Genomic DNA, 26067 nt, shown 5'->3' with positions numbered 1-26067 from the left:
TATATGACAAAACAACTTACCCCCAAGGCGATTGTCGCCGCGCTTGACGAACATATTATTGGTCAGAAAGATGCCAAAAAAGCCGTAGCGGTGGCGCTGCGCAACCGCTGGCGCCGCCAGCGTCTGCCCGAAAGCCTGCGCGATGAGGTTACACCCAAGAACATATTGATGATCGGTCCCACAGGCTGCGGCAAGACTGAAATTTCGCGACGCCTGGCCAAACTCGCCGATGCGCCATTCATCAAGATTGAAGCGACGAAATTCACTGAAGTCGGCTATGTTGGCCGCGATGTGGACCAGATTGCCCGCGACCTGGTTGAAGATGCTGTACGGCTGGAAAAGGACCGCCGGCGTGATAGCGTGCGTGAAGCGGCATCCGAAGCGGCCATGGAGCGGCTGCTCAACGCGCTGGTCGGCGACAATGCCAGCGAGGCCACCCGTGAAAGCTTCCGTGCACGCATTACCGATAACCATTTGAACGACACCGAAGTCGAAATCGAGATGGAAGATACGCCGGGCACACCTATGGAAATCCCCGGAATGGGTGGACAGGTGGGCATGATTAACCTGTCCGACATGATGGGCAAGGCATTTGGTAACAAGCCGATGAAATCACGCAAGATGCGTGTCGCCGATGCATGGGACAAGCTGGTCGAGGAAGAGAGCGAAAAGCGGATGGACCAGGACGATGTCGCCCGCGTCGCACTGGCCGATGCAGAGGCCAATGGCATTGTGTTCCTTGACGAGATTGACAAAATCGCCGTGAGCGATGTCCGCGGCGGCTCCGTCAGCCGTGAAGGCGTACAGCGCGACCTGTTGCCACTGATTGAAGGGACAACCGTGGCCACCAAATATGGCCCGATGAAAACCGACCATGTGCTCTTTATCGCCAGCGGCGCGTTTCACGTCGCCAAACCCAGTGACATGTTGCCCGAACTTCAGGGCCGCCTGCCCATCCGGGTGGAACTGCGCGCGTTGACCGAAGAAGATTTCGTGGCAATCCTGTCCGATACCAAGGCGAACCTGCCCGAACAGTATAAGGCACTGATTGGTACAGAAGATGTGACGATAGAATTTACCGACAATGCCATTGCCGCCATTGCGCGGACGGCGGCTAATGTAAACGAAAGCGTCGAAAATATCGGTGCACGGCGTTTACAGACGGTGATGGAAAAACTGATCGAAGAAATCAGCTTTACCGCCGAAGAGAAAGTTGGTGAAACCATCTCCATCGACGCCGACTATGTTGATGGCCAGCTTGGCAATATCGCAAAGGATACGGATCTCAGCAAATATGTGCTATAAACGCACATTATGACTGAATTGACCGGCAAATGCCATTGCGGCGTGATCCGCTACACAATCACTGCTGACCCCATAAACCACGTGCTTTGCCATTGTAGCGACTGTCGCAGGCATTCGGGTACACATATGGTTGGCTGGGCCATGTTGCCCCTTGGCAATCTGGATGTACGTGGGGCCCCAAGAATCTATGCTTCCTCAGAGCATGGAAGGCGGCATTTTTGCGGGGCTTGCGGCACAGGCCTTTTTTACAGCAATGCCGAATTCCTGCCGGATCTGATTGATGTGCAAACCGGTACACTCGATGATCCCGGCGCCTTGCCCGCACAGGTACATATCCAGGTCAAAGAGCGTGTGGACTGGATCCGTTCTATTCACGAATTGCCTGAATTTGAGGAATTTTCGGAGCAGATCGAGGAAGCGAAGTAAACAGGAAACAAGCCATATTTCATTTTGAATTGCCCATTCAGGTAATCTGGACGATATGCTAATATCATGGCCATCGAAACCATCCTGTTATTCTTTATCACGGACCTGTTATTCTGCCTGATCCCGGGTCCGGCAACGATGGTCACAGCAAGCCATGTTTTCGCCGGCGGTTTCCGCAATGGCTGGGGACCAATTGCTGGAATAAATGTCGGTAATTTCATCTGGTATGCCATGTGCGCCATGGGCCTGATTGCGCTTGCAACAACCATGCCTGACCTGTTCACGGCATTGCGATATGCTGGCACAGTCTATCTGGTCTGGATGGGCATTTCCATGATCCGTGCAGGCGCTTGGGTGACATCGAAACCCAAAGCCGTATCAAGCGGTGCGATAGGTTTCCTGAAAGGCTTTGGCAGCGGTCTTGCCGTGCATATGTCCAATCCCAAGGCGTTGCTTTTCTATACTGCTTTCCTGCCGCAATTTATCGACTCTGACCATGCCATTGTCCCGCAAATTCTTATTCTGGCGATCATCACGGTCTTTACCGAAACATTCGGGCTTTTGCTCTATGCCGTTGTTGCCGCACGCACGGCTGACATAGCGGTAAAATCAGGGAATGCCCGCTATCTAAGCCGGATAAGCGGTATTGTTCTGCTTTTGGTCGCAACAGCAATGCTGGTTATTAATCGTTAGATTAAATGGCTTGTCTTGCCGCGTCTGTTTCGGCATGAGATGCCAATGCGATGGATCATCATATTGGCAATTATATTTGCCGCTTTCGGGGCCGCTTATTGGTGGTTTACCTCCCTGCCCTCTGCGAAACAGCTGGACATGGCCGACAGTTTCTTCAGCGATGAAGGAAGCTATAAGCTGGTTGGTGACGATATTGCTTATGGGGATAACAACCGTAACGACCTTGATATCTGGGCAACCGAAGATGATACGCAAGTGCCGAAACCGGTCCTGATATTTTTCTATGGCGGATCATGGAACAGCGGTAACAAAGACCATTACGGTTTTGCTGCAAAAGCCTATGCTGCGCGGGGTTTCCTGGTCGTGCTGCCCAATTACCGGCTGCACCCGGAAACAGTTTTCCCGGCGATGGTAGAAGACAGCGCAGGTGCCATTGCCTGGACGCATGACAATATCGCCCAATATGGCGGCGATCCTGCAAAAATTTTCGTCGGCGGCCATAGCGCGGGCGCGTATAATGCCGCCATGGCCGCACTCGATCCGCAATGGTTGGGGCGACTTGGTAAAAATACCGATATTATCCGCGGCGTTATCGGTCTGGCCGGGCCATATGACTTTCATCCCTTCACATCCGACGCCACCAAGGCAAGCTTCGGGAACACCCCGCGCCCTGAAATCACACAGCCGATTAATTATGCGCACAAGGACAATCCACCGCTATGGCTGGCGAGCGGCGATACAGATGACGTGGTCCAGCCGCGCAACAGCAGAGTTCTGGCGCAAAAGGTCAATCATCTTGGTGGGCGAGCGGAATATAGGGAATATACAAATATTGACCATTACCGGATCATCATGGCCATTTCACGTCCGTTCCGCAGCAGTGCCGGCATATTGGATGACAGTGTTGCTTTCATGCAGGACGAGCTGGAGAAATAACGCCAAGGCCATGGTTAACGACGCTTTTACCATTTAACCCTATGCAGACATTCAGGAGAGATGAATGTCTGACGTCAAATCTGAACTGCTTGCGGTCCTCACCGCGCATTACCGGGGTATGATGCCCGAATTGCGGCAGTTGTTTTCAGGCAAAAAGAGCCATGATGATGCGCAGCTTAAATATGCGCAATTACGGGCCGTCGCACGCAATCAACTTGCCATTGCAACGCCCGCGCTGCTGTTTGCACCGGTTCTGGCCTATGCATTTTCCTCGGCCCCCAATGCTTCACTTATCCTGTCGATACTCGGCACATTGGCCGGCATTGTTTGCGTGTTCTTCTATTTCAACTGGAAACTGATTGTGTTCGGAGACAGAATTGCCGGTGATCCTGAGGCGCTTGGCCGTTATTCAGCAGCTTTTCTGGTCACCATTTCTGTCTGGGGAACAGGCTGGATGAGCCTGATCAGCGCGATATTAATGTCTGCCGATATCCAGATGCAAATGATGGTGATTGCCATGACTATGGCCATCATCTCCATAGGCGCAATCATCTATTTCCCGTCTCCATCTGCCAGTGCGATATGGTTCCTGACCACATCAGCGCTGACAGTCGTCACTTTTTCTTCCAGCAACATGGCATTACCCGGCCTGTTTTACCTACTTTTTCCGGCATATATTTTTATGTTGTGGCGCGCTGCCATGACACAGTGGACCGCATTTGGAGATGCCCAAAACCAGGCTGTCGCTCTGGCCGCAGCGGAAAAAGAGCAGATGGAGCTTGAACAACGCACCTACCGGCAGAAAATGGAGGAAGAAGCAAAATCACGTCAGCAGATCGAAAATAACCGTACCCACCAGGAACAGGCCCGCCTTGCAGATATGCAACGCCTCGCCAACGCTTTCGAAAAATCTGTTATGCAGGTAATCATGGTCACGGCGCGCGCTGCATCCGTGATGCGCACACATACTGACCGTTTGGGCGAAATTGGCGACCGCACCGAACAACGCGCAAAGCAGGTGGCAGAAAATGCCTCCAATGTCAGCAACGCCATTCAGTCGGTTGTGGCCGCCTCAAGCCAGCTGACACAAACGGCGAGTGACGTATCGGCGCAGGTCAACGAACAGCATGGCGCAACTGATTTTATCCGGCAATCTTCGCGCGAAGGACAAAATGCTGTCGAATCATTGGCGCTGGAGGCCGAAAAGGCCGCCGAAATCACAGCGCTTATCGAAACAATTGCCGCGCAGACCAACTTGCTCGCGCTTAACGCCACAATTGAGGCTGCACGCGCAGGCGAAGCCGGATCGGGTTTTGCAGTGGTGGCCGGCGAAGTCAAAAGCCTTGCCTCCCAAACCAGTGATGCGATTGTAACTGTAGGCGATACGGTGGAAAATATCCGGTCACGCATGACGCAGTCAGTCGAATCCATCGCATCCATTGCCGATCAAATTGACATGGTAAGCGAGGGTGCAGGTAATATCGCAGCCGCGATAAGTCAGCAGAAAGAGGCGACAGGCGAAATTGGCGGCAAGGCGCATAGTGTCGCGGACAATGCGGATAATGTGCACGAACATTCGCAGCATGTGCTGAGTTCTGCGCAGGAAATCCGTAATTTATCCAGCAACATGCAAACGCTGATGCAAGAATTGCAGGATAATATTTCGGGACTGCAAAGCGCCAGTACAAACTTTCTGAGCCAGCTAAAGACTGGATAATCAGGGCTATCACGCTCCATGCCAGAGATTCTGTCTGACAAATGATGCCGCATGATTTACCATGGGCCCATATTTTTCATATTGGGTTCAGGCGCGATCGGACAAATGCAGGACATGACACAAAATCCATCCGGACATTCCATGTCTTTGCCGACGGCAAAGCGCGTCATGCGACATATGCAACAGCTTCTAGCCCTGTTTGTGGCGATAGCGCTGACAGTGCAACCAGCAGCAGCGCAGTCGATCCTGCGTGATGCGGAAACAGAGGCTCTGTTTGATGATATGTCCGAACCGCTGATCCGCGCAGCAGGGCTTGACCCGCGCAATGTCGACATTATCCTGATAGGTGACAAAAGCATCAATGCGTTCGTTGCGGGCGGACAGGCCGTCTATATCCATAGCGGCCTGATCGAAGCGGCGGACAACGCCAATGAAGTGCAGGGTGTTATCGCCCATGAACTGGGGCATGTAGTTGGCGGCCATGTTATCCGCCATAGCGATGGTGTCAAACAGGCGACTGGCATAACTTTGCTCAGCCTGGTGCTGGGCGCAGCCGCTATTGCAGCAGGTGCCGGTGAAGCAGGCATGGGCATATTTGCCGCCGGGCAACAGGCCGCTTTGGGTAAATATCTGGCCTTTTCGCGTGTGCAGGAATCTAGCGCAGATATCGCAGGCGCCGACTATCTGTCCAAAGCGGGTATCAGCGGGCGTGGATCGCTGGCCTTTTTCAAAAAGCTGCAAAACCTGGAATTCCGTCTCGCAATTCCGCAGGACGACAGTTACGATCGAACCCACCCTCTGTCAGGTGAACGCATATCCGTGCTGCAGGATGTGTATGAAAAAGACCCGGCATGGGATGCATCTACGGATCCTGCCCTTGAAAAACGGTTCCAGCGTGTAAAGGCAAAGCTGAAGGGGTTTGTCGATGAACCCACGGCCACATTACGGGATTATCCGGAATATAAAACGAGCATCCAGGCACACTATGCACGTGCTTATGCCTGGCACAAATCCGCTTATCCTGACAAAGCTCTGGCCGAAGCAGATGCTCTGCTCGCCGTTGAGCCCGAAGATCCGTATTTTCTTGAGCTGAAAGGCCAGATCCTTCTGGAATCGGGACGACCTACCGATGCCCTGGAGCCTTTGCGTAAGGCAGTTTATCTTACCAATAACCAGCCTCTTATCGCCGCCCTGTTCGGACATGCGTTGGTCGCGACAGAAGATAAAAGCAATTTCGATGAAGCGGAAAAGGTGCTGAAAGCTGCTGTTTCGAAAGACAATGCAAACCCTTTCGCATGGTATCAACTGGGCGTTATCTATTCACAACAGGGCGATGAACCCCGGGCGCGGCTCGCATCGGCAGAAGGCTTTGTATTGCAACGTAATGCACCGCTCGCACTGCGCAATGCTCAAACTGCTATGCTGGGCCTGCCAGAAGGCAGTCCTGACTGGATCCGTGCACAGGATATTGCCATCCTGGCACGCGTCGCGGTTGAGGAGAACCGCAAACGGCGCTAATATACACCGGAATTTCCCCAATACAGGAAGCCAGAATTTGACCAGAACATCGATATTCCGCCCTGCTGCGATCCGCACGGCATTTTTTGCCAGCGCCATGATGGCGCTGACCGCCTGCGGAACCGCATCAAATGCGCAGACCGAAAAAACCGATACAGCCGAAGCGTTAAAGGCAGCCGGTTTGGATGCAAAGGATCGTACCGCCATGGAAGCGGTGGTGCGTGAATATATATTGGAAAACCCGGAAATCATCACCGAAGCGGTCCAGATATTGCGGCAGCGGCAGACTGCAGAGCGGCTAGGTTCTGTGCGCAGCGAGATAGAAACACCTTATGAAAGCGCATGGGCGGGCAATCCCAATGGCGATGTCACCATTGTCGAATACTCCGATTATGCGTGCGGTTTTTGCGCGCAAAGCGTGAGCGATGTCAGTCAGCTATTGGCGCAGGACAAAAATGTTAAAGTCGTCTTCCGCGAACTTCCGATCCTTTCGGAAGACAGTGCACGTGCAGCGGCATGGTCACTAGCAGCTGCGAAACAAGGCAAATTTTATACTTTCCACAAGGCGCTATTCGCTGCTGGAAAGCCCAATGCCGCAACCATCGAAACCGCCGCACAATCCGCTGGACTGGACATGACCACGGCCCGGGCATTCGCCAATGGGCCACAGGCGCGCCAATTACTTGAGAAAAACTTGCAAATCGCGCAACAGCTTGAGTTTTCGGGCACGCCTAGCTGGGTGATTGGTGACAGGACCTATAACGGCGCACTGGGCCTTGCCGGATTGAAGGACGCGGTGGCAACCGCACGGGCTGCCAAGGCCAAAAAATAGCATTTTCGGGGCAGATATGATCGAGGCAGGTCGAAAAACGGTTTTGATCCTTGCCATGGTGCTATGCGCGCTGCCACTTTCCCAAAGTGCGGCATTTGAACGCGCCAGGGTGGATGGTTTCAAATCGCTTCAGGCCAAGGATAACCGCTTGCTTTCCGTCGGATACCGGCTGGTCTCTGGCAGCGCCCCGTTTTGTCGCGACACAGAGATGCGGGCTGGCCTGGCCCTCCACGATATCGCCCAGTATCAGGACCGCAGCACTGCGCGTGAGGCTTATGGCTTTGCACGCGACATTGCGGTGCTGGCAGTGGCAGAGGGCAGTCCAGCACAAAAGGCCGGTATTGCCGCCAATGATAGTATTGTCGCCATCAATAATGCGGACCCTCTGCCAAACAGTGACACGCGGGGCAAACCTTCAGATAAAGCCAGCATAGCCCGTCTTGTGCGCGTGCGCGACGGGTGGGAAAATGCCCTTGCCGCAGGAAGTGTCAAACTCACGCTCGCAAATACTGACGGACAGCGTGATATCACCATATCACCTGTCAAAACCTGCCAGAGCCGGTTCCAGCTTATCCCTAGCAAAAAGTTTGAAGCGTCCGCAGATGGCCGCCTAGTCAGCATCAGTACGCGCATGGTGGATTATACTGCTGATGATGACGAACTGGCGGCCGTTATCGCGCATGAGCTGGCACACAATATATTACGGCATTTACAGCGACTCGAAGCAGCCGGACATAGTGACGGCCTGTTCGGGGCGTTTGGCCGCAGTGCGCGGCTCACCAAACAAACCGAGATCGAAGCCGATCGTTTATCGGTCTGGCTGATGGCCAATGCCGGTTATGATCCGCTGGGGGCTATACGTTTCTGGAATCGTTACGGAAAACAGCATGGCAAAGGCGTCTTGTCCGCCCCGACACATTACCGTTACAAAAAACGCGTGCAGTTGTTCGAAGAAGAAATCGCGAAGATGATCCAAATGGGCCGCAACCCGCAAGGCTACGCACCGCCGCTCCTCACCAGTGAATTTGCCATACTCGAATAGAGCCTAATCCCCGGCATATATTGAATTGATCGGCTGTGCCATAACACGCATTACCATGGGTTCGAAAAATTCGAGCGGCAGGCTGTCATACTCCGGGTCAAAAGCCGCCTGGTCATATTTTTCGCAGAATTCTGCGCAGGCATCAAAATATTTGTGCCCGCGATACTGCTCACGCATGTCCCGGTCCTGCCCCAGGTGATGGAAGAAATAATAGCCCTGGAAAATTCCATGCTTTTCAGTGATCCAGTGCAATTTCTCACTTACAAAAGGTTTCAGGATCGCCGCGGCAATGTCGGGATGATTATAGCTGCCTAGAGTATCCCCAATGTCGTGCAGCAGGGCCATGACCACATAAGGTTCATCGCGCCCGTCGCGATGTGCACGAGTCGCCGTTTGCAGGCTATGTTGCAGCCGGTCGATCGGAAAGCCGCCATAATCACCGTCAAGCAGCTTCAGATGTTCCAGTACGCGTTCCCCAACCTTCCCTGCAAACGGCCCAAAATGACTGGCTATCACCTGCCAGTCTTTGGCAGTTCCTTCTGTCATGGCAGAAAAACCCGCTTGCGCCTCGATATCACCTGTTTTCACCTGGTCGTTCATGTCCGCGCTCCTTATCCGCATGTTCGCCACGACATTATAGCAGAGCGGCAAAAATGGAAAATCATGCGTGACAAAATAGGTTCGATATTCCAAAAAGACTTTATGCCTTCTCATATGGCCGTTCTGCCAATAAAACCTGCCCCGTTTTTTGCTGATAAAAACCGGGCCTTCTGGTATCTGCAATTTGCCGGTTGGGCAGGTGCCATGGTGCTGCGCGCCGTATCGGGCATAGCCAATGGACAACAGGCAGATTTCCTGCTTGTCGTACTAGTTGCTACAATTACCGGATATTCGGCATCGCTGGTGCTGGCGGTCATATATCGCAATCTCATCAACCGTAGGCCGCTTGTGACATGGGGCGTAACTGGCCTGGTCCTGATCGCAATGGCATTGATCTGCGCGCTGATAGACGCCTGGGTGCTCACTATATACCGCCAGGGGTCAAACACGACGCTTACCGGCTTTGCCCTTGGAACCATGTACCTCAACCTTACCCTGCTCGGTGCATGGTCCGCGCTCTATTATGCTATTAATTATTTTCTGCAGGTCGAAGAACAGGCAGACCAGCTGTCCCGGCTGGAAAACCAAGCCACCAGCGCGCAACTTGCGATGCTCCGATACCAGCTTAACCCGCACTTTTTGTTCAATACACTGAACAGCATCTCGACACTTGTGCTGCTTAAACAGACTGAGCCCGCCAATGCCATGCTGTCGCGCCTGTCATCTTTCCTGCGCTATACACTGGCCAATGAGCCCACCGGGCGGGTGACTGTCGCGCAAGAGGTTGAAACTCTCAAGCTCTATCTCGATATAGAAAAGATGCGGTTCGAAGACCGCCTGCGCGCCTATTTTGAAATAGACGATGCCGCGAAAGAAGGCTTGCTGCCTTCATTATTACTGCAACCATTGGTGGAGAACGCCATCAAATATGCTGTGACGCCGCAGGAAAGCGGGGCTGATATCAATGTTATCGCTCAGCTTGTCGGGCCGAAACTTCGCATCACCGTCTCTGATACCGGCCCCGGATTGCAAAATACGGATGGAGCGAACATGGTGACAGAAGCAGGTCCGGCACATTCCGTTGATGCCTCAACAGGCGTGGGCCTTGCGAACATCCGCGACCGCCTGTCACAGGCTTATGGCGAGGACCATTTATTCGAAGCCCGCTCCTCCCCAAAAGGCGGTTTTTCGGTTATAATAGAAATTCCGTTTGAAAAGCGGGAACAAAGGCAATTGAAATGACGATACGCACAATTCTGGTTGATGACGAAAAACTGGCTATTCAAGGCATGGAGTTACGTCTTGAAAAATATGAAGATGTCGAAATTATCGACACCTGCCTGAACGGGCGCGAGGCCATTCGCAAGATCAAGACACTCAAGCCCGATCTGGTTTTTCTCGATATACAGATGCCAGGGTTTGATGGATTTTCGGTTGTCAAAGGCGTTATGGAAATCGAACCACCCCTATTCGTATTCTGCACAGCTTATTCCGATCACGCATTACGCGCGTTTGAAGCCGAAGCGGTCGATTATCTTATGAAGCCTGTCGAAGACGACCGGCTTGCCGACGCGCTGGAACGCGTACGGGTAAGGCTGACGGAAAAACGCGGCGCCGAAGAGGTCGAGAAGCTGAAAAACGTACTTGCCGAAGTCGCTCCTGAAGAAATGGAGAAATTTGAGGACGAAGACGATGTTGCAACATCAAGTCGTTACGAAAAACTCATCAATATCAAGGATAGAGGACAGATTTTCCGCGTCGATGTGGATACAATTGAACGTATCGATGCCGCGGGTGATTATATGTGCATCTATACGGCCGACAATTCACTGATCCTGCGCGAAACCATGAAAGATCTCGAAAAACGGCTTGACCCGCGCCATTTTCAGCGTGTTCACCGCTCGACAATCGTCAATCTGGGCCAGGTCCGGCAAGTCAAACCGCATACCAATGGCGAGTGTTTCCTGATCCTTGAATCAGGTGCGCAGGTGAAGGTGAGCCGCAGTTACCGTGATGTTGTTGCTCGTTTTGTGCATTAAAAAGCGCATTAAACACTACCGCCGCGCCGCGAAAAAACCCTTCAGCAGATCGGCTGCTTCATCCGCAAAAATGCCATCATAGACTTCCGGTCTGTGCAATGTCGTGTCCTGCTCAAATACACGCGGTCCATGTTCCACAGCCCCACCTTTGGGGTCTGAGGCCCCGTAGTAGAGGCGCCTGATACGCGCATGTGCGATTGCCCCTGCACACATGGCGCACGGTTCCAGTGTTACCCACAGGTCGCAATCGGTTAATCGGTCATTTCCCAATGCCAGCGCCGCGCTGCGTATTGCCCCAATCTCGGCGTGCGCAGTGGGGTCATGTAAAGCGCGCGGCGCATTGTGGCCCTGAGCTATGACTTCACCATTTCTGACGATGATCGCGCCAACCGGCACTTCCCCCATATCGGAGGCTTGCCTGGCCAGGCTCAGCGCTTGCGCCATATAATTTCGAGCGGTTTCTAGCGACATGACACGCAAGCTGTGGATGAAATATCGCGTTCCGTCCAGCCCTCAATCGCTGTCTATATACTGGTGCGCGCCGCCAAAAGCACATAGAGTGCAAATATGACGCCCGGAATATAGCCCAGTACCGTAAGCAACAGGCATATCCAGAAATTCTGGCTAATCCCTTCATTCACAGCTACGCCCAGCGGCGGCAGGAAAATGGCGAGTAATATTTTCAATATAATCATGATGCCTCCTGTTGTTTATATACTTGCGGGAAAAGAGCCGAAAAAGTTCCGCTTCATCGCATTTTAAGGTGACTCTAATGTTGACGTAGCGCCGCCTGGGCGCTATTGGACCGCTCTTTCTTACACAGATTATTGGGATTAGAACAATGTCGCGTATTTGCGAACTGACCGGCAAAGGCCGCATGGTGGGTAACAATGTGTCACACGCCAACAACCGTACAAAGCGGGTTTTCCTGCCGAACCTGCAGAAAGTGACCCTGCTGTCCGAAAAACTCGACCGCAGCATCAAATTCCGCGTGTCTACCGCGGGTTTGCGTTCAGTTGAGCATAATGGCGGACTGGACAACTGGCTGCTGAAAACAGCAGACAGCAAGCTCAGCAAAAATGCCCTTAAGGTAAAACGCGAACTGCAAAAAGCAGACGCTGCCTCCTAAAACCATATCAGGCTTTAAGCGAAAACGAATCGCGGTAATCCATCAGGGATTGCCGCGATTTTTTCGTATGCGCGTTCCAAAACACCTTCTAGCCATGAAGGGCACTGGCATATGGTGTGATAATTATATTAGCACCGTCAGCACACTATGGTTGATAAATATGCGATATAGCTGATAGCAGCGACAGGTTACCGGCGGGCGTAACATTTTTATGCGAGTCGCTTATGGCATCTTCTATTTCCTACCCGATTTCCTCCATGGCAGAGGCACGCGCAGAAATGCGCCGTCTGCATCGTTTATCCGAGCCCGATGTGCTGATGCCTCTGGTCGAACGTGCGCGCAACGGTGAAGAAGCCGAAGCCACAACACTCGATATTGCTTACGGCCTGCTTGCCGAACTGCGCGCCGCGCAGTCTTCCGGCTGGGTGAACCAGTTTCTGCAGGAATACCGGATGAACAGCGCGGAGGGGATTGCCTTGCTCTCGCTGGCCGAAGCATTTTTGCGTGTGCCCGATCCGGAAACGGCCGACCGGTTGATCGCCGACAAGATTGGTGATGCCGACTGGCGCTCACATAGCGGCAAGTCATCAAGCGCGCTGGTGAACAGCGCAACATGGGGGCTGGTTCTGGGCCGCGCCGTTCTATCGAGCGATCCGCAGGCAAGCACGTTGAAGCGTCTAATCTCTCGGAGCGGTGAGCCTTTCGTACGGCAATCGGTTGGCGCGGCCATGCGGTTGATGGGCGAGGTGTTCGTCATGGGCCGGACCATCGCAGAAGCCATGCAACGCATGGACAAAAAAGCCAATCGCGGTTTCACAGCCAGTTTTGATATGCTGGGCGAAGCGGCCCGCACTTATGAGGATGCAGAACGCTATTATGACGCCTATGCCGATGCGATTGATGCGATTGGCAAGAAAAGTACCAGTGGGCACGGCATTTCGGTCAAACTCTCCGCACTGCACCCGCGCTATGAAGCCGCACAATCGGATATTTGTGTACCCGCGCTCACTGACATGCTGACCGCATTAGGCCGCAAGGCAAAAGCGCACGACATTGCGCTCACGGTCGATGCCGAAGAATCCGAACGCCTCATTATGAGCCTGGACATTATCAAGGGTGCGGCTTCGCACGCGGACCTGAAAGGCTGGGATGGGTTTGGCATGGCGGTGCAGGCTTATTCCAAACGTGCCCGCGCCGTGTGCGGCTGGGCCAATGCACTGGGTAGAGACACAGGCAAGCGGATTAAAGTGCGGCTTGTCAAAGGCGCCTATTGGGACAGCGAAATCAAATATACGCAGGAAAAAGGCCTTAACGATTATCCGCTGTTCACCCGCAAGCCTGCGACCGACGTGTCCTACCTTGCCTGCGCACGCGACCTGCTGGATTACAGTCATATTGAACCCGCTTTTGCCAGCCACAATGCGCAAACGGTGGCCACTATCATCAACTGGGCAAATGAACAGAACACACCCAAGGATAGTTTTGAATTCCAGCGCCTGCACGGTATGGGCGAAGGCCTTTATGAAAATATGGTGCGGCAGGATGGCTATCACTGCCGCATCTACGCGCCTGTGGGCGGACATAGTGACCTGCTCGCCTATCTGGTGCGCCGCCTTCTGGAGAATGGCGCGAACAGCAGCTTTGTGCATCAGCTCGCAGATGAGAGCAAAAGCGATGTCGAACTGCTCGGTGATCCGCTTGACACGGTGGTCAAATATGGCGGTACGCGCCACCCGAGTATCCCCCTGCCCCGTGACCTGTTCCAGCCTGCGCGCGACAACAGCACCGGCATCGATCTGGATGACCGCAAGATACTGGCCGAAGTTGCAAAAGATGTGCGGCAGCAGGTTGATATTTCCATTTCCGACAGCGCCGATGTTGAGACTATGGTCGGCAGCGCCAAAGCAGCGTTCCGATCATGGGACAAGACTCCTGTAGAGGAACGTGCCGACTGTCTCGACCGGCTGGCAGCTTTGCTGGAAGAGCATCAACGCCCGCTCATGGCCGTGGCTACGCAGGAAGCAGGTAAAACCATTCCCGACGCGCTGGCCGAAGTCCGCGAAGCAATTGATTTTTGCTATTATTACGCCAATCAGGCGCGGGCGATGCAGCCTATTGAACTGCCCGGCCCAACGGGTGAAACCAACGTGCTACGTATGGACGGGCGCGGCGTATGGGCGGCAATCGCGCCGTGGAATTTTCCGCTTGCCATTTTCCTGGGCCAGGTGACGGCGGCACTGGTTACCGGCAATTGCGTGATCGCCAAGCCTGCACCGCAAACGCCCAAGATCGCGGCTTATGCTGTTCAGCTCGCACATGAAGCGGGCATTCCTGCCGATGTGCTGCAACTCGCCATTGGCGGTGCGGATATGGGCCGCGCGCTGACCGAACATACCGGCATTGATGGCATTGTTTTTACGGGATCAGTGCCTACGGCCAAGGCCATTGCCCGGTCACTCGTGACCGACGATCATCGCCCAATCGTACCATTAATTGCCGAAACCGGCGGATTAAATGCGATGCTGGTCGATTCCACCGCGCTGCCCGAACAAGTGGTTAGCGATATCATCATTTCCGGCTTTCAGTCCGCCGGACAGCGTTGCTCCGCTTTACGCCTTTTGTTGTTACAGGAAGAAATAGCGGACCGCACACTGGAAATGTTGTCGGGCGCCATGGACGCCCTGATTGTCGGCGACCCTGCCCTTTCGTCAACTGATATCGGTCCGGTGATCGACCAGCCTTCCTATGACAGGTTGATGACTTATCGCGCATCAATGCGGGACCATATCATCAAAACAGTGGATGTACCCGGGAAAGGCCTGTTCGTACCGCCCACTCTTATTCGGCTGGACAGCATGGATAACCTGAACGACGAATGGTTCGGGCCATTCGTCCATGTAGCGACATGGAAAACCGGACAGCTGGAAGCCACGGTAGAGGCCGTAAACGCCAAAGGGTTTGGCCTGACAATGGGTCTGCACAGCCGTATCGCCCGCGCCGGACAACTGGTGGAAGGCCGTACCCATGTCGGTAATCTATATGTAAACCGGTCAATGATCGGGGCCGTGGTTGGCAGCCAGCCTTTTGGCGGCGAAGGCCTGTCGGGCACCGGGCCAAAAGCAGGCGGGCCGCATTATCTGCACCGTTTCTGCGCCGAGCGTGTGACCACCACTGATACCACCAGTTCAGGCGGCAATGCCAGCCTGCTCAGCCTGGAGGATGAGGATATCTGAGCAAGCTGCAACTTGCATAATTTCAGCCCTGCCCCTAGCTAGACCGCATGAATCACATATTATCAGCCGCCAACAGCAAAACGATCATTGAACGCGTCGAAGAGCCTCTGGAATGGAGTCATATCGGGGAGTTTTTCGCCGGCAAAAAGCAATGGATAATCGAAAACCAGTTCGAGATACTGGTTGCGGTGGCAATCGGTACGCTTATCTACTTTGCGCTAGTCTTCCTGTGCAAATATGCCAAAAGCTATGCAGCGCGGCTTGACGATCCTCTCAGGTTCAGGGCTATTATCGGGCGTACGGTCGGCAAGACCGGTTATGTATTCATTCTCATACTCGCAATCCGGTTAGTCACTGGTTTTGCCAACACTCCGTCCGGCATAGAGAGAATTATTTCTTTCTTATTCATTATCATAGCTGCTTACCAGGTCGCAGTATGGGCACGCGAACTGATATTGGGCTTTGTCGAACGACGCGCTTCCGAGGGCGAGGATCACAGTTCGGAAACGCTGGTCAATGCAATGGCAATCATCAGGCTAATCGTAACCATTAGCCTGTTTGCGATCGCATCTATTGTCGTGCTCGACAATCTGGGAGTCGATGTTACCGGCCTGATTGCAGGCCTTGGTATCGGGGGCATTGCCATCGGCCTGGCAGCACAGGGCATCTTTTCCGACCTGTTTGCGGCGCTCGCCATTATTTTCGACAAGCCTTTCAAGCGCGGAGAAATGATCCAGTATGACGATACGATCGCTACCGTCGAAAAGACAGGACTGAAAAGCACATGGCTGCGCTCTGTAACAGGTGAGAAAATCGTCATTTCCAATACCAACCTTCTTGATAAGGAAATTATCAATTACACACGGCTCGAACATCGCCGTACACGTTTCAAAATCGGTGTAATTTACCAAACCTCTCCAGAAAAAGCGCGTAACATACCGCAAATCCTGAAAGAGATAGTTGAAGCAAATAATGCAAAATTCATCCGTGCAGGCTTTATCAGTTTTGGCGATAGTTCAATTGATTTCGAACTGGATTTCGACATTGTCAGTGATGATTTCGAGGTGGTATTCGAAGGTCGTCATATTATCGGGCTCGAGATACTTCAGAAATTCAACGAACTTGGTTACGAATTTGCCTATCCAACACAGACAACCTTTACCGCAGGCCCCGATGGCGCGATGGTCCTGCCATATCCTGAGGGTGGATATGGGACCAGGGATTAAGGTGTTACCGCTCTGTTGATGATTCGCATGAGGCACGATTTTCTGTTACATGGCCTAATGTTGATACACCTGTGATCCAGCATGCCGTAGCGGCTATGCACACCCCCTTGTGCGCACAGGGCAAACACGGCAAAAGCTTAAGCGAACAATTAAATCTGCAGGAAAGGAAAGGCTCTCACATGGCTGAAATCTCACCACAGGACATGACCGCGAAGGTTGGCGAAATACTGGGTTCATCAGAATGGATCACGGTTGACCAGGACATGATCAACAAGTTCGCTGACGCAACCGGCGACCATCAGTTCATCCATATTGACGAGGAAAAAGCAAAACTGACGCCGTTTGGCGGCACGATTGCCCATGGTTTCCTCACGCTATCCCTCTTCCCGTTGATGAGTGCAAAATCCAATATGCCCCGCGTTGCGGGTGTTAAAATGGGTGTCAATTATGGCGGCAATAAAGTCCGCTTTCTTGCACCAGTGCGCGCTGGCAAGCGCGTACGCGGCCATTTCAAACTGCTCGAACTCACCGAAAAACGACCCGGCCAGTGGCAACAGACACTGGAATTCACGGTCGAGATTGAAGGCGAAGACAAGCCTGCCCTCATGGCCGAATGGATCAGCCAGTTTTTCGTATAAACCTATCTCTCACCGCTCCAAAGCGGACAGCAAACAATAAGGATATTCCCAATCATGCGTGATGCAGTCATCGTCTCCACCGCCCGGACCCCTATCGGCAGAGCCTATAAGGGCGGATTTAACACCACACTCGGGCCAACGCTGGGCAGTTATTCATTCAAAGCCGCTGTAGAACGCGCTGGCATTGACCCTGAAAGCATTGATGATGTGATCTGGGGCAGCGCACTGCAACAAGGTTCGCAAGGCGGCAACCTGGCCCGTAACGTCAGCCTGCGCTCAGGCATGCCGATTTCCGTTTCGGGCATGACAATTGATCGCCAGTGCTCCTCTGGCCTGATGAGCATCGCCACCGCCGCCAAACAGGTTGTGATCGACCGGATGGACTGCGTTGTCGCGGGCGGTCAGGAAAGCATCTCGACTGTGCAGACCAAGGAAATGCGGATGCAGCCGGACAAGGAGCTGGTTGCGATGCATGATGATATCTACATGCCAATGCTGCAGACAGCCGAAACTGTGGCTTCGCGCTATGGCATCAGCCGTGAACGGCAGGATGCCTATGCCCTGCAATCGCAGCAACGCACCGCCGCTGCGCAGGAAGCGGGCTATTTTGATGACGAGATTGTTCCTGTTTCCACCACAATGGGCGTGATGAACAAGGAAACCGGTGAAGTTTCCATGCAAGATGTGACTATTACCAAAGACGAAGGCAACCGCCCGACCACCACGCTGGAAGGTCTGGCCGGCCTGAACCCGGTCATGGGCCCGGATGCTGTAATTACCGCGGGCAATGCTTCACAGCTTTCAGATGGCTCTTCCGCCTGTGTTGTGATGGAAGCAAAGGCGGCCGAAAAAGCCGGGCTTGCGCCGCTGGGCCGTTATGTCGGCATGGCAGTCGCAGGCACGAAACCCGATGAAATGGGCATTGGTCCCATCTATGCCATCCCCAAGCTGCTTGAGCGTTTCGACCTTAAAATGGATGATATCGGTCTGTGGGAACTTAATGAGGCTTTTGCGGTACAGGTTCTGTATTGTCAGGACACGCTTGGCATTCCAGACGAGCTTTTGAACGTCAATGGCGGTTCAATCTCGATTGGCCACCCCTATGGCATGACAGGCGCACGCTGCACAGGCCATGCCCTTATCGAAGGCAAACGCCGCGGCGCGAAATATGTCGTTGTGACCATGTGTGTTGGCGGCGGCATGGGTGCAGCCGGACTGTTCGAGGTTTTCTAAGGCTTCGGCACTGGAACAATAAAAAACCTTCGCAGCAATGCGAGGGTTTTTTATTGCCATATCAGTATATCAGCCTTGGCTAATCATGCCACCTTCAAATTTGAAACCGCCCTCACGGTCTTTCTTCAGCAGTGCAGGACCATCCAGGTCCGCCCAGTTCGCAACCTGCGCCAATGCAAATGCAGGACCGATAGCAAGCGATGTGGAAAGCATGCAGCCAACCATGATGCCCATATCAGCTTCTTTGGCTTTTTCAACCAAGCGAAGTGCTTCAGTCAGGCCACCTGTCTTATCAAGCTTCACGTTGATAACCTGAAAACAATCTTCAACACGCTCGATATCCTCGGATGTGTGACAGCTTTCGTCGGCGCATAGCGGCATCGGCGTTTCGACGCCCATCAACTCGTCTTCAAAACCGGCAGATACCGGCTGTTCGATAAGCTCTACGCCCAGTTCATGCATCGCCATCGCTTCGCTGACGATATCCAGCTCGTCCCATGCTTCATTGGCATCGACAATAATTCGCGCATTCGGCGCGCCAACCCGCACTGCAGCGACACGGGCACGGTCATTCTCACCATTCAACTTGACCTTGAGCAGAGCATAGGTCTCCGCCGCCTTGCGGGCATCAGCCTCCATCACCTCAGGCTCGCCGAGCGAGATTGTATAGGCAGTGACCAGCGGCTTGGGTTCAGGAAGACCTGCGAGTTCCCATACCGGCTTGCCTGTCTGTTTCGATTCAAGGTCCCAAAGTGCACAATCCAGTGCGTTGCGCGCCGCGCCTTCCATCATGCTATCCAGCAGGTCTTCACGGCTCAGTGGCCGGTTCTGCTTGCACCGCATATTTATGGCTTCAACGCAAAGTTCCGCAGTTTCGCCTTCATAGTAAATGGGCGTTCCCTCACCGCGTCCGACATGGGTGCCATCGGTAACTTCGCAGACGACAACATCGACATCGGTTTTTTCACCGCGTGAGATAATGAACGCGCCATCCACGGCAAAGCGTTCGACATGAGCTGATTGTAATGTGATCATGGTCGACTGTTTAGGCGAAGTCCGACCCTTCGGGCAAGTCCTCAAGATGCGGTGCGGCAGAGTTTTTGGGATCAACCCGTGCTACTTTGGCACACTTGCGTGTTGCAGCGCTTTCATGCGCCAATATCCATTCCTCCACAACAGGCGCAATATGCTCGCGCCACTTGCTGCCATTGAAAATGCCATAATGGCCAACGCCTTCCGCCATATAGTATTTTTTATGCTTTTCGGGCAGGTTTGGCGTGAGCATCAGTGCCGCCTTGGTCTGGCCAAGGCCGCTAATATCATCGCGTTCACCCTCAATGGCCAGCAGCGCAATATCCTTGATGGCAGACAGATCGACTTCACGCCCGCGATGCTTCATTTCACCGCGTGGCAGGGCGTGAGTCTGGAACACCAGATCCACCGTCTGCAGGTAAAATTCCGCAGTCATGTCGCAAATGGCGCGATATTCATCGTAAAATTCCTTGGTCGCGTCCGCGCTATCGCCATCACCATCGACCAGATGTTTAAACATTTCCCAATGGCTGTTGAGATGACCACCCAAATTCATTGACATAAAACCTGCCAGTTGCAAAAAACCGGGGTAAACCTTACGTCCCGCACCTGCATATTGAATTGGTACGGTCGCAACCACATTTTGTTCGAACCAACTGTGCGGGCGCTGTGTCGCCATGGTGTTGACTGCGGTCGGTGCTTCACGTGTGTCAATCGGTCCGCCCATCATGGTGAGCGTCTTGGGACGGCATTTATGCTTATCCGCTGACATAATGGCCGCCGCAGCAAAACATGGTACGGAAGGCTGGCACACGGCAAGCATATGCGCGCCGGGGCCCATATGTTCCAGAAATTCGACAAGATAATCTATATAGTCATCCAGATCGAATGAACCTTCAGACAAAGGCACGTTCCGGGCATCACGCCAGTCGGTAATATAGACCTCATGCTCAGGTATCATCCGCTCAACTGTGCCGCGAAGCAATGTCGCGAAATGGCCAGACATAGGCGCAACAATAAGTAGTTTGGGTTTACCTTCGTTGCCCGCATGGCTGAATTTCTTCAACTGGCCAAACGGTTTTTGCAGCACGATTTCCTCGGCCACACTGAGCAATTCCCCTTCATATTCGATTTTATCAAGACCGAAAGGCGGTTTCCCGCGCGGCGCCGCCGCATGTGCAAAAACTTCCAGGGCCGAGGCCATAATCGGACCACCCGCCATATATCCGAATATATTGGCCGGATTCTTGAGCATTTGTGCGCTCATATTGGCCCAGTTGCTCGCACTTGCGAGCAAGGTGCGCTGCATTTCATATCCGTTATAAAGCATTTTATTCAGTTCCCTGTCGGTACAGTTTGCCCATATTTGCCACCGCGGTAGCAGACGATATTGCGCTGCACCATATAAAAGCGCCATTTATCCACATTGCGGCTTCAGGTCAGCTGCAAAAGCAGATCGTAAAAACATTGAGCGCCCTGCCGCGGGCTGCTACGCGGGTGCGCATGAGCAATATAGAAAATCAATCCCAGACACAGCTGTCCATACCTGCTGAAACCGCCAAAATTCTCGATTCCGAAGAGCAGAAGGATAGCCCGGTGCGGCGTATCGGCAATTTGCGGATGGTTTGGGATTTTGCCTCCAACTATCCGCGCCAGATTATTTTTGCTGTTCTTTCTCTATTTACTGCGGCAATGGCTACGCTTGCCATTCCGGCGGGGTTCAAACGCGTCATAGATGACGGCTTTGGCAGCGCGGGCGGTGATATATCGCAATATTTCTATTATCTTTTCATGATTGTGGTGGTGCTGGCCATTGCGACAGCTCTGCGCTTCTATTTTGTGTCATGGCTGGGGGAACGCGTCGTTGCAGATATCCGCCTTGCGGTGCAAAAAAACCTTTTGCGGTTACCGCCGGGCTTTTTTGAACAAAACCGCCCCTCCGAAATCGCGTCTCGCATGACATCCGATACTGCCATTATCGAACAGGTCGTAGGCACTACTCTATCCGTCGCATTGCGCAATGTCGTGATGGGAATAGGCGGAGTGGTTTACCTGTTCACTCTTGCTCCCAAACTGACAGCGGCACTCCTGATCGGCATTCCCGTTATTGTTCTGCCTATCGTCCTGCTAGGTAGTAAATTACGTAATGTGTCGCGTACCAGCCAAGACCGTGTCGCTGATGTTGGCGCCATGATTGCCGAAACGCTGGGTGCAATGAAAATCGTACAGGCTTTCGGTCAGGAAAAGCGTGAGTCCGAACGATTTTCTGGTGCGGCAGAGGCGACATTTGACATAGCCAAGAAGCGCATCAGGCTACGTGCTATCATGACATCCATCGTTATCGCATTGATTTTTGGTGCCATTACAATGCTCATGTGGAAGGGCGCTGTTGATGTAGCGCAAGGCCGCCTGACAGGTGGTACGATTGCTGCTTTTGTGCTGACTGGCGGGCTTGTCGCAGGCGCATTTGGCGCACTGACCGAAGTATATGGCGATTTGCTGCGTGGTGCTGGCGCTGCCAGCAGACTAGCCGAGCTATTGCAAGAAGAACCGGATATTGCGCCTCCTGCAAAGCCGGTTGCGTTGCCCGAACCTCCGCGCGGACAAATCAGCTTTCGAGGCGTTTCCTTTTCCTATCCTACGCGTCCTGACATTGCCGCGCTCAAGGATTTTACGCTGACTGTCTCACCAGGTGAAACGGTCGCTATTGTGGGGCCTTCAGGTGCAGGTAAGTCGACACTCTTCCAGCTTGCACAGCGTTTTTACGATCCGCAAAGCGGCAGCGTCCGCATTGATGGTGTCGCGCTGCCTTCGGCGGATCCGGCGAATATCCGTCGGCGTATGGCCTTTGTTCCGCAGGAAAGCGTGTTATTCGCAGCAACAGCGCGTGACAACCTGCGCTATGGCAACTGGCAGACCAGCGATGAGGAAATCTGGGTCGCAGCAGAGGCTGCCAATGCAGCAGCTTTCCTGCGTGCCCTGCCCGAAGGATTGGACAGCTATCTGGGCGAGGCTGGCGCACGCCTTTCAGGTGGGCAGAGACAGCGTATGTCGATTGCCCGCGCATTGCTGCGCAACGCTCCAATATTACTGCTCGATGAGGCTACATCGGCGCTGGATGCGGAAAGCGAAAAACTGGTGCAGGACGCACTGGACAACCTTATGACCGATCGCACGACATTAGTTATTGCACACAGGCTTGCGACCATTCGCACCGCTGATCGCATTATCGTGATGGAAGATGGCCAGATTGTCGAAGAAGGAACGCATGATGAGTTGTCAGCACGCGGCGGTCTATATGCGCGCCTCGCCAGCCTTCAGTTCAGTGGCAATAGCGCCAACATAACCAAATAGAGACACAGTGGACGGTGAAAGCGGGCTTTGCACTCCCTTGCAGGGAATTTTCTGTCGAAGGTTTTTGTGATTATTGTGTGCCCAAACAGGTCTGACGGAGAAGCGTTCGCAAGCCCGAACCGGGCTGTAGCGTACGTATTCCTCCAACCGATGAATGCGCACATGCACAGCATCTATTTAGGAAAACAGGGCTCATATCAGTTGACACAGCTTGTTTGATTGCCCGTCTAAGCTTTTCTTTGAAAGCCAGTGGTTCTTTCCACTGAAAGCTCTGCCAGAGTTTTTGCCGCTGTTTCCAACTAAAAGAAAAAAAGGCGACCCATAGGCCGCCTTTTCAAAATCATATTATATTGATTTATGCACCTGGTACAGGTGGCGAACTGAAATTGCGATATTGCTCATTGCCAACAAAACCGAACTTATTCACGCCTGAATTTTCAATGGTACGCAATGTTTCTGCAACCAGGTCATATCGTGCACGTGGTTCCGGCTGGAACTGAAGCTCAGGCTCCACCGACATTTCCAAGGTCTGTGCCAGAAGGCGTTGAAGCGCTGGCTGATCAATAGTTTCACCGTTCCAGAGCAACTGGCTATTGGTATCAATAATCAGCTTGTTCTTGATCGGATCAACTGGCGGGTCATTCTGTGTATCCTGGCTCACAGGGAGCGGAATGTTCACAGCATGGGTCGCAATCGGAATGGTGATAATGAACATGATCAACAACACCAGCATCACATCGATGAGAGGTGTTGTGTTCATTTCCATCATTGGCTCGCCGTCGTCTTTGCCGCCGCTCATTGCCATAATGAAATACTCCTAAATAACTTTAAAAATTATAGTCACGCAGCCACGCTGCTTGCCAATTATGACGGGTTGGGGTCCTGCGGGTTCGAAATAAAACCAACTGCCGGATAACCTGCGGCCTGCATCTGGTATATCGCACCGCCAATGCACTGCCATGGTGTATTAACGTCAGAACGGATATGCACTTCTGGCACATCATCAGGATCAATATTCTCCACACCACCGCGTGATTCGATGAAGCTTTCCATACGCTTCAGGCTAAAATCATAAAGCTGCTGGGAGTCCACTGGCGTTACCTGTAAATAGACCATGCATTCGCCGTTTTGCGATGCTCCAGTATATCCAGGCGTGTTTGGTGCCCGCCCGGCATCGTCAGTCGCTGAGATGGAAAGCAGTACGTTTTCAGCACTGTCATCGGATTTTTCATTTTCCAGAATTGGAATTTCCAACTGGTCAACATTCTGAATTGCTACAGGAATTGCAATCAGGAAGATGATAAGCAGAACCAACATGACATCCACCAAGGGAGTCGTGTTAATGTCTGACATCGGCGTTTCATCGCCGCCACCGCCGGTACTCATTGCCATTGCTTTATATCCTATCCTTGGACAATCTGGCTTGCCTTATACGGCATATCCCAAACAGCCCTGTCAAAACTTACGGCCGTAAAGTCGCTGGCCAAACGATTGAATGCCGGGAGCACCTCAAAGATGCTCCCGAAATTCTTTATTTTTTAGGCGGTGTTTTTACGCCGCCGGCTGGTGCAGCTGCAGGCTTTTTAGGTGCCGCCTTGGCAGGAGCCGCTGCCAGAGTGGCAGGCTTTACGGAACCGCCTGAAGCCATGTAGCCAAGCACATCATTGGAAAATGTTCCAAGCTGCTGCGCCAGAACTTTATTGCGGTTTTGCAGCCAGTTATATGCAAGCACGGCAGGCACGGCCACAGCCAGACCCAGTGCGGTCATGATAAGCGCCTCACCAACGGGGCCAGCCACAACGTCAATCGATGCGGAACCGCTGGAGCCAATTTTGATCAGCGCGCGGTAAATACCAACAACTGTACCGAACAGACCGATAAACGGTGCAGTAGCACCCACGGTTGCAAGGAATGGCAAGCCGCCAGCCAACTTCGCGTTAATAGCGCTCTCACTACGTGCGAGCGAGCCGTGCAGCCAGTCATGAGCTTCTACAGGATCGGTCAGCTTTTCATGTTGTTCCTGAGCCTGAATGCCGTCGTCCACGATCTGACGGTAGGCGCTATTCTTGTCTAGCTTGGCAGCGCCTTCTTTCAGGCTGTTCGAACGCCAGAATGTCTGGCGCACAGAACGACCCTGCTTGAAAATTTTCTGCTGTTCAAAAAGTTTGGTGAACAGGATGTAGAAAGAACCAAAAGACATAATGGCAAGGATGATAACGGTGGCATATGCAATGACACCGCCTTCATTAAGAGCTTCCCAAAAACCAAACTTTGCTTTTACCTCGGCCGCTTCGGCAGCAGCTGCTAGAACTTGCATATACATAATCTTTACCTCTCAAGAAAAATCAAAAATCATACAGGATAATTTATATTATCTGACATTGTCCAATTCATATCGGACACGGCTATTCCAACTCCCTGTCGTTGGATTACCGGCATCATCCAGTGCAGGCCTGAACCTCGCGACACGTCGCATGGCCTTACATGCCGCCGCATCAAGATCAGAGTGACCACTGGAACTGGTGACAGTACAGTTAGTCGCCCGTCCCTTGGCACTGACGGTGAGACGGAAGCCAACCGTACCCTCGCGCTCCTCACGGATAGCCCGTGAAGGATAACTGCTCTGGGCCTGGGCACCCCAGCGGCCAGTATTACCGCGTGGTGTTGCCCCTTTCGCTTTTGAAGGCGGCGGTGGCGGTGGCGGTGGTGCAGCTGGCGGTGGCGGTGCAGGCGGGGCAGCCACTTCCACTACGGGGGCCTGCTCTGGTATTTCCTGCTGCTGCTGTATCTGCGGCCTGTTCTGCTGCGGCACCTGAATAGGTGGCGGAGGCACCACAACTGGTGGCGGCTGAACATCCGGAATCTCTTCAGGTGGCGGAGGCTCTTCCTCTGGTGGAGGCTCGTCCTCAGTGATTTCGATGGTGGTTATTTCTTCTTTCACTTGCTCATATGCTTGGTAAGCCAGACCCGAAATAAAGGCATAGCCAACAACAATATGTAACAGTGCAACGACGATCAGGGAAACAATCTTGTTTCCGCTCATCTCTTGATCAGCATAAGCCATTCAGAAACGTCACTCCTTACCCTATTTCATTTACCGTCCCGAGTCCGCTA

At 53.0% G+C, this 26067-nt stretch carries 25 protein-coding genes; 16 read left to right on the top strand and 9 right to left on the bottom strand.

The annotated features are described in order from the left end of the window. Positions 1-3: 3 nt before the first annotated feature. From hslU to G6Q15_RS04200, 8 genes are all read left to right on the top strand, one after another. A complete protein-coding gene (gene hslU, locus G6Q15_RS04235; protein WP_164116010.1) occupies positions 4-1305 on the top strand; it encodes an ATP-dependent protease ATPase subunit HslU in 1302 nt (433 codons plus the stop codon). A 9-nt stretch (positions 1306-1314) separates the two neighbouring features. Continuing rightward, a complete protein-coding gene (locus G6Q15_RS04230) occupies positions 1315-1731 on the top strand; it encodes a GFA family protein (protein WP_164116008.1) in 417 nt (138 codons plus the stop codon). Between the two features lie 66 nt (positions 1732-1797). Further along, positions 1798-2424: a LysE family translocator gene (locus G6Q15_RS04225; RefSeq protein ID WP_164116006.1), complete on the top strand. Its 627-nt coding sequence runs from the start codon at positions 1798-1800 to the stop codon at positions 2422-2424. Between the two features lie 45 nt (positions 2425-2469). After that, positions 2470-3360: an alpha/beta hydrolase gene (locus tag G6Q15_RS04220; RefSeq protein ID WP_164116003.1), complete on the top strand. Its 891-nt coding sequence runs from the start codon at positions 2470-2472 to the stop codon at positions 3358-3360. 64 nt (positions 3361-3424) lie between these two features. Next, positions 3425-5077: a methyl-accepting chemotaxis protein gene (locus G6Q15_RS04215; RefSeq protein WP_164116001.1), complete on the top strand. Its 1653-nt coding sequence runs from the start codon at positions 3425-3427 to the stop codon at positions 5075-5077. A gap of 168 nt (positions 5078-5245) precedes the next feature. Then, positions 5246-6595, top strand: a complete 1350-nt coding sequence (locus G6Q15_RS04210; RefSeq protein WP_164116502.1) for a M48 family metalloprotease — start codon at positions 5246-5248, stop codon at positions 6593-6595. A gap of 37 nt (positions 6596-6632) precedes the next feature. Further along, positions 6633-7427, top strand: coding sequence for a DsbA family protein (locus tag G6Q15_RS04205; protein ID WP_240330746.1), 795 nt, complete (start codon positions 6633-6635; stop codon positions 7425-7427). 16 nt (positions 7428-7443) lie between these two features. Next, positions 7444-8469, top strand: a complete 1026-nt coding sequence (locus G6Q15_RS04200; protein ID WP_164115999.1) for a M48 family metallopeptidase — start codon at positions 7444-7446, stop codon at positions 8467-8469. Positions 8470-8472: 3 nt separating this feature from the next. On the opposite strand, the gene G6Q15_RS04195 is transcribed toward G6Q15_RS04200, so the two are convergent. Then, complete coding sequence (locus G6Q15_RS04195; RefSeq protein WP_205518084.1) at positions 8473-9069, bottom strand: HD domain-containing protein; 597 nt, start codon at positions 9067-9069, stop codon at positions 8473-8475. Between the two features lie 114 nt (positions 9070-9183). On the opposite strand from G6Q15_RS04195, the gene G6Q15_RS04190 reads away from it, so the two are divergent. Together G6Q15_RS04190 and G6Q15_RS04185 are read left to right on the top strand one after the other, a co-directional pair. Then, entirely contained in the window at positions 9184-10311 is a 1128-nt protein-coding gene (locus G6Q15_RS04190) for a histidine kinase (RefSeq protein WP_164116497.1), read from the top strand. Beyond that, entirely contained in the window at positions 10308-11108 is an 801-nt protein-coding gene (locus tag G6Q15_RS04185) for a LytTR family DNA-binding domain-containing protein (protein ID WP_164115997.1), read from the top strand. The genes G6Q15_RS04190 and G6Q15_RS04185 overlap by 4 nt, the downstream gene beginning before the upstream one ends. Before the next feature lie 15 nt (positions 11109-11123). Here the strand turns inward: G6Q15_RS04185 and tadA are convergent, their stop codons facing one another. Then, complete coding sequence (tadA, locus tag G6Q15_RS04180) at positions 11124-11579, bottom strand: tRNA adenosine(34) deaminase TadA (protein ID WP_205518083.1); 456 nt, start codon at positions 11577-11579, stop codon at positions 11124-11126. A gap of 53 nt (positions 11580-11632) precedes the next feature. Further along, positions 11633-11803, bottom strand: a complete 171-nt coding sequence (locus G6Q15_RS04175) for a YqaE/Pmp3 family membrane protein (RefSeq protein WP_164115992.1) — start codon at positions 11801-11803, stop codon at positions 11633-11635. A 146-nt stretch (positions 11804-11949) separates the two neighbouring features. On the opposite strand from G6Q15_RS04175, the gene rpmB reads away from it, so the two are divergent. The 5 genes from rpmB to G6Q15_RS04150 all read left to right on the top strand — a co-directional run bounded on the left by rpmB (position 11950) and on the right by G6Q15_RS04150 (position 18567). After that, positions 11950-12237, top strand: a complete 288-nt coding sequence (rpmB, locus tag G6Q15_RS04170; RefSeq protein ID WP_164115991.1) for a 50S ribosomal protein L28 — start codon at positions 11950-11952, stop codon at positions 12235-12237. Positions 12238-12494: 257 nt separating this feature from the next. Continuing rightward, positions 12495-15470, top strand: coding sequence for an L-glutamate gamma-semialdehyde dehydrogenase (locus tag G6Q15_RS04165; protein WP_240330745.1), 2976 nt, complete (start codon positions 12495-12497; stop codon positions 15468-15470). A 47-nt stretch (positions 15471-15517) separates the two neighbouring features. Next, positions 15518-16696: a mechanosensitive ion channel family protein gene (locus G6Q15_RS04160; RefSeq protein WP_164115988.1), complete on the top strand. Its 1179-nt coding sequence runs from the start codon at positions 15518-15520 to the stop codon at positions 16694-16696. Positions 16697-16875: 179 nt separating this feature from the next. Further along, positions 16876-17334: a MaoC family dehydratase gene (locus G6Q15_RS04155; protein WP_164115986.1), complete on the top strand. Its 459-nt coding sequence runs from the start codon at positions 16876-16878 to the stop codon at positions 17332-17334. A 54-nt stretch (positions 17335-17388) separates the two neighbouring features. Continuing rightward, entirely contained in the window at positions 17389-18567 is a 1179-nt protein-coding gene (locus tag G6Q15_RS04150) for an acetyl-CoA C-acyltransferase (protein ID WP_205518082.1), read from the top strand. A 69-nt stretch (positions 18568-18636) separates the two neighbouring features. Here the strand turns inward: G6Q15_RS04150 and dgcA are convergent, their stop codons facing one another. Further along, positions 18637-19602 carry an N-acetyl-D-Glu racemase DgcA gene (gene dgcA, locus G6Q15_RS04145; protein WP_164115984.1) on the bottom strand — a complete coding sequence of 322 codons (966 nt, stop codon included), beginning with the start codon at positions 19600-19602 and terminating at the stop codon, positions 18637-18639. 10 nt (positions 19603-19612) lie between these two features. Beyond that, positions 19613-20929 (bottom strand): polyhydroxyalkanoate depolymerase, encoded by a 1317-nt coding sequence (gene phaZ / locus G6Q15_RS04140; RefSeq protein ID WP_164115982.1) that lies wholly within the window; start codon positions 20927-20929, stop codon positions 19613-19615. Positions 20930-21102: 173 nt separating this feature from the next. On the opposite strand from phaZ, the gene G6Q15_RS04135 reads away from it, so the two are divergent. After that, entirely contained in the window at positions 21103-22953 is a 1851-nt protein-coding gene (locus tag G6Q15_RS04135; protein ID WP_164115979.1) for an ABC transporter transmembrane domain-containing protein, read from the top strand. A 355-nt stretch (positions 22954-23308) separates the two neighbouring features. Here the strand turns inward: G6Q15_RS04135 and G6Q15_RS04130 are convergent, their stop codons facing one another. The 4 genes from G6Q15_RS04130 to G6Q15_RS04115 form a co-directional block, all read right to left on the bottom strand. Beyond that, positions 23309-23758, bottom strand: coding sequence for a biopolymer transporter ExbD (locus G6Q15_RS04130; RefSeq protein WP_164115977.1), 450 nt, complete (start codon positions 23756-23758; stop codon positions 23309-23311). Positions 23759-23817: 59 nt separating this feature from the next. Beyond that, on the bottom strand, positions 23818-24345 hold the full coding sequence (locus G6Q15_RS04125) for a biopolymer transporter ExbD (RefSeq protein ID WP_205518081.1): 528 nt from the start codon (positions 24343-24345) through the stop codon (positions 23818-23820). Between the two features lie 139 nt (positions 24346-24484). Further along, a complete protein-coding gene (locus G6Q15_RS04120) occupies positions 24485-25276 on the bottom strand; it encodes a MotA/TolQ/ExbB proton channel family protein (RefSeq protein ID WP_164115976.1) in 792 nt (263 codons plus the stop codon). Positions 25277-25324: 48 nt separating this feature from the next. Next, positions 25325-26017 carry an energy transducer TonB gene (locus G6Q15_RS04115; RefSeq protein ID WP_164115974.1) on the bottom strand — a complete coding sequence of 231 codons (693 nt, stop codon included), beginning with the start codon at positions 26015-26017 and terminating at the stop codon, positions 25325-25327. Positions 26018-26067 lie beyond the last annotated feature (50 nt).

The organism is Sphingorhabdus sp. Alg239-R122, from assembly GCF_900537065.1.
Classification (GTDB): Bacteria; Pseudomonadota; Alphaproteobacteria; order Sphingomonadales; family Sphingomonadaceae; genus Alg239-R122.
Note: the sequence above shows the minus strand (reverse complement) of the source record. Positions and strands in the feature narration are given on the sequence as shown.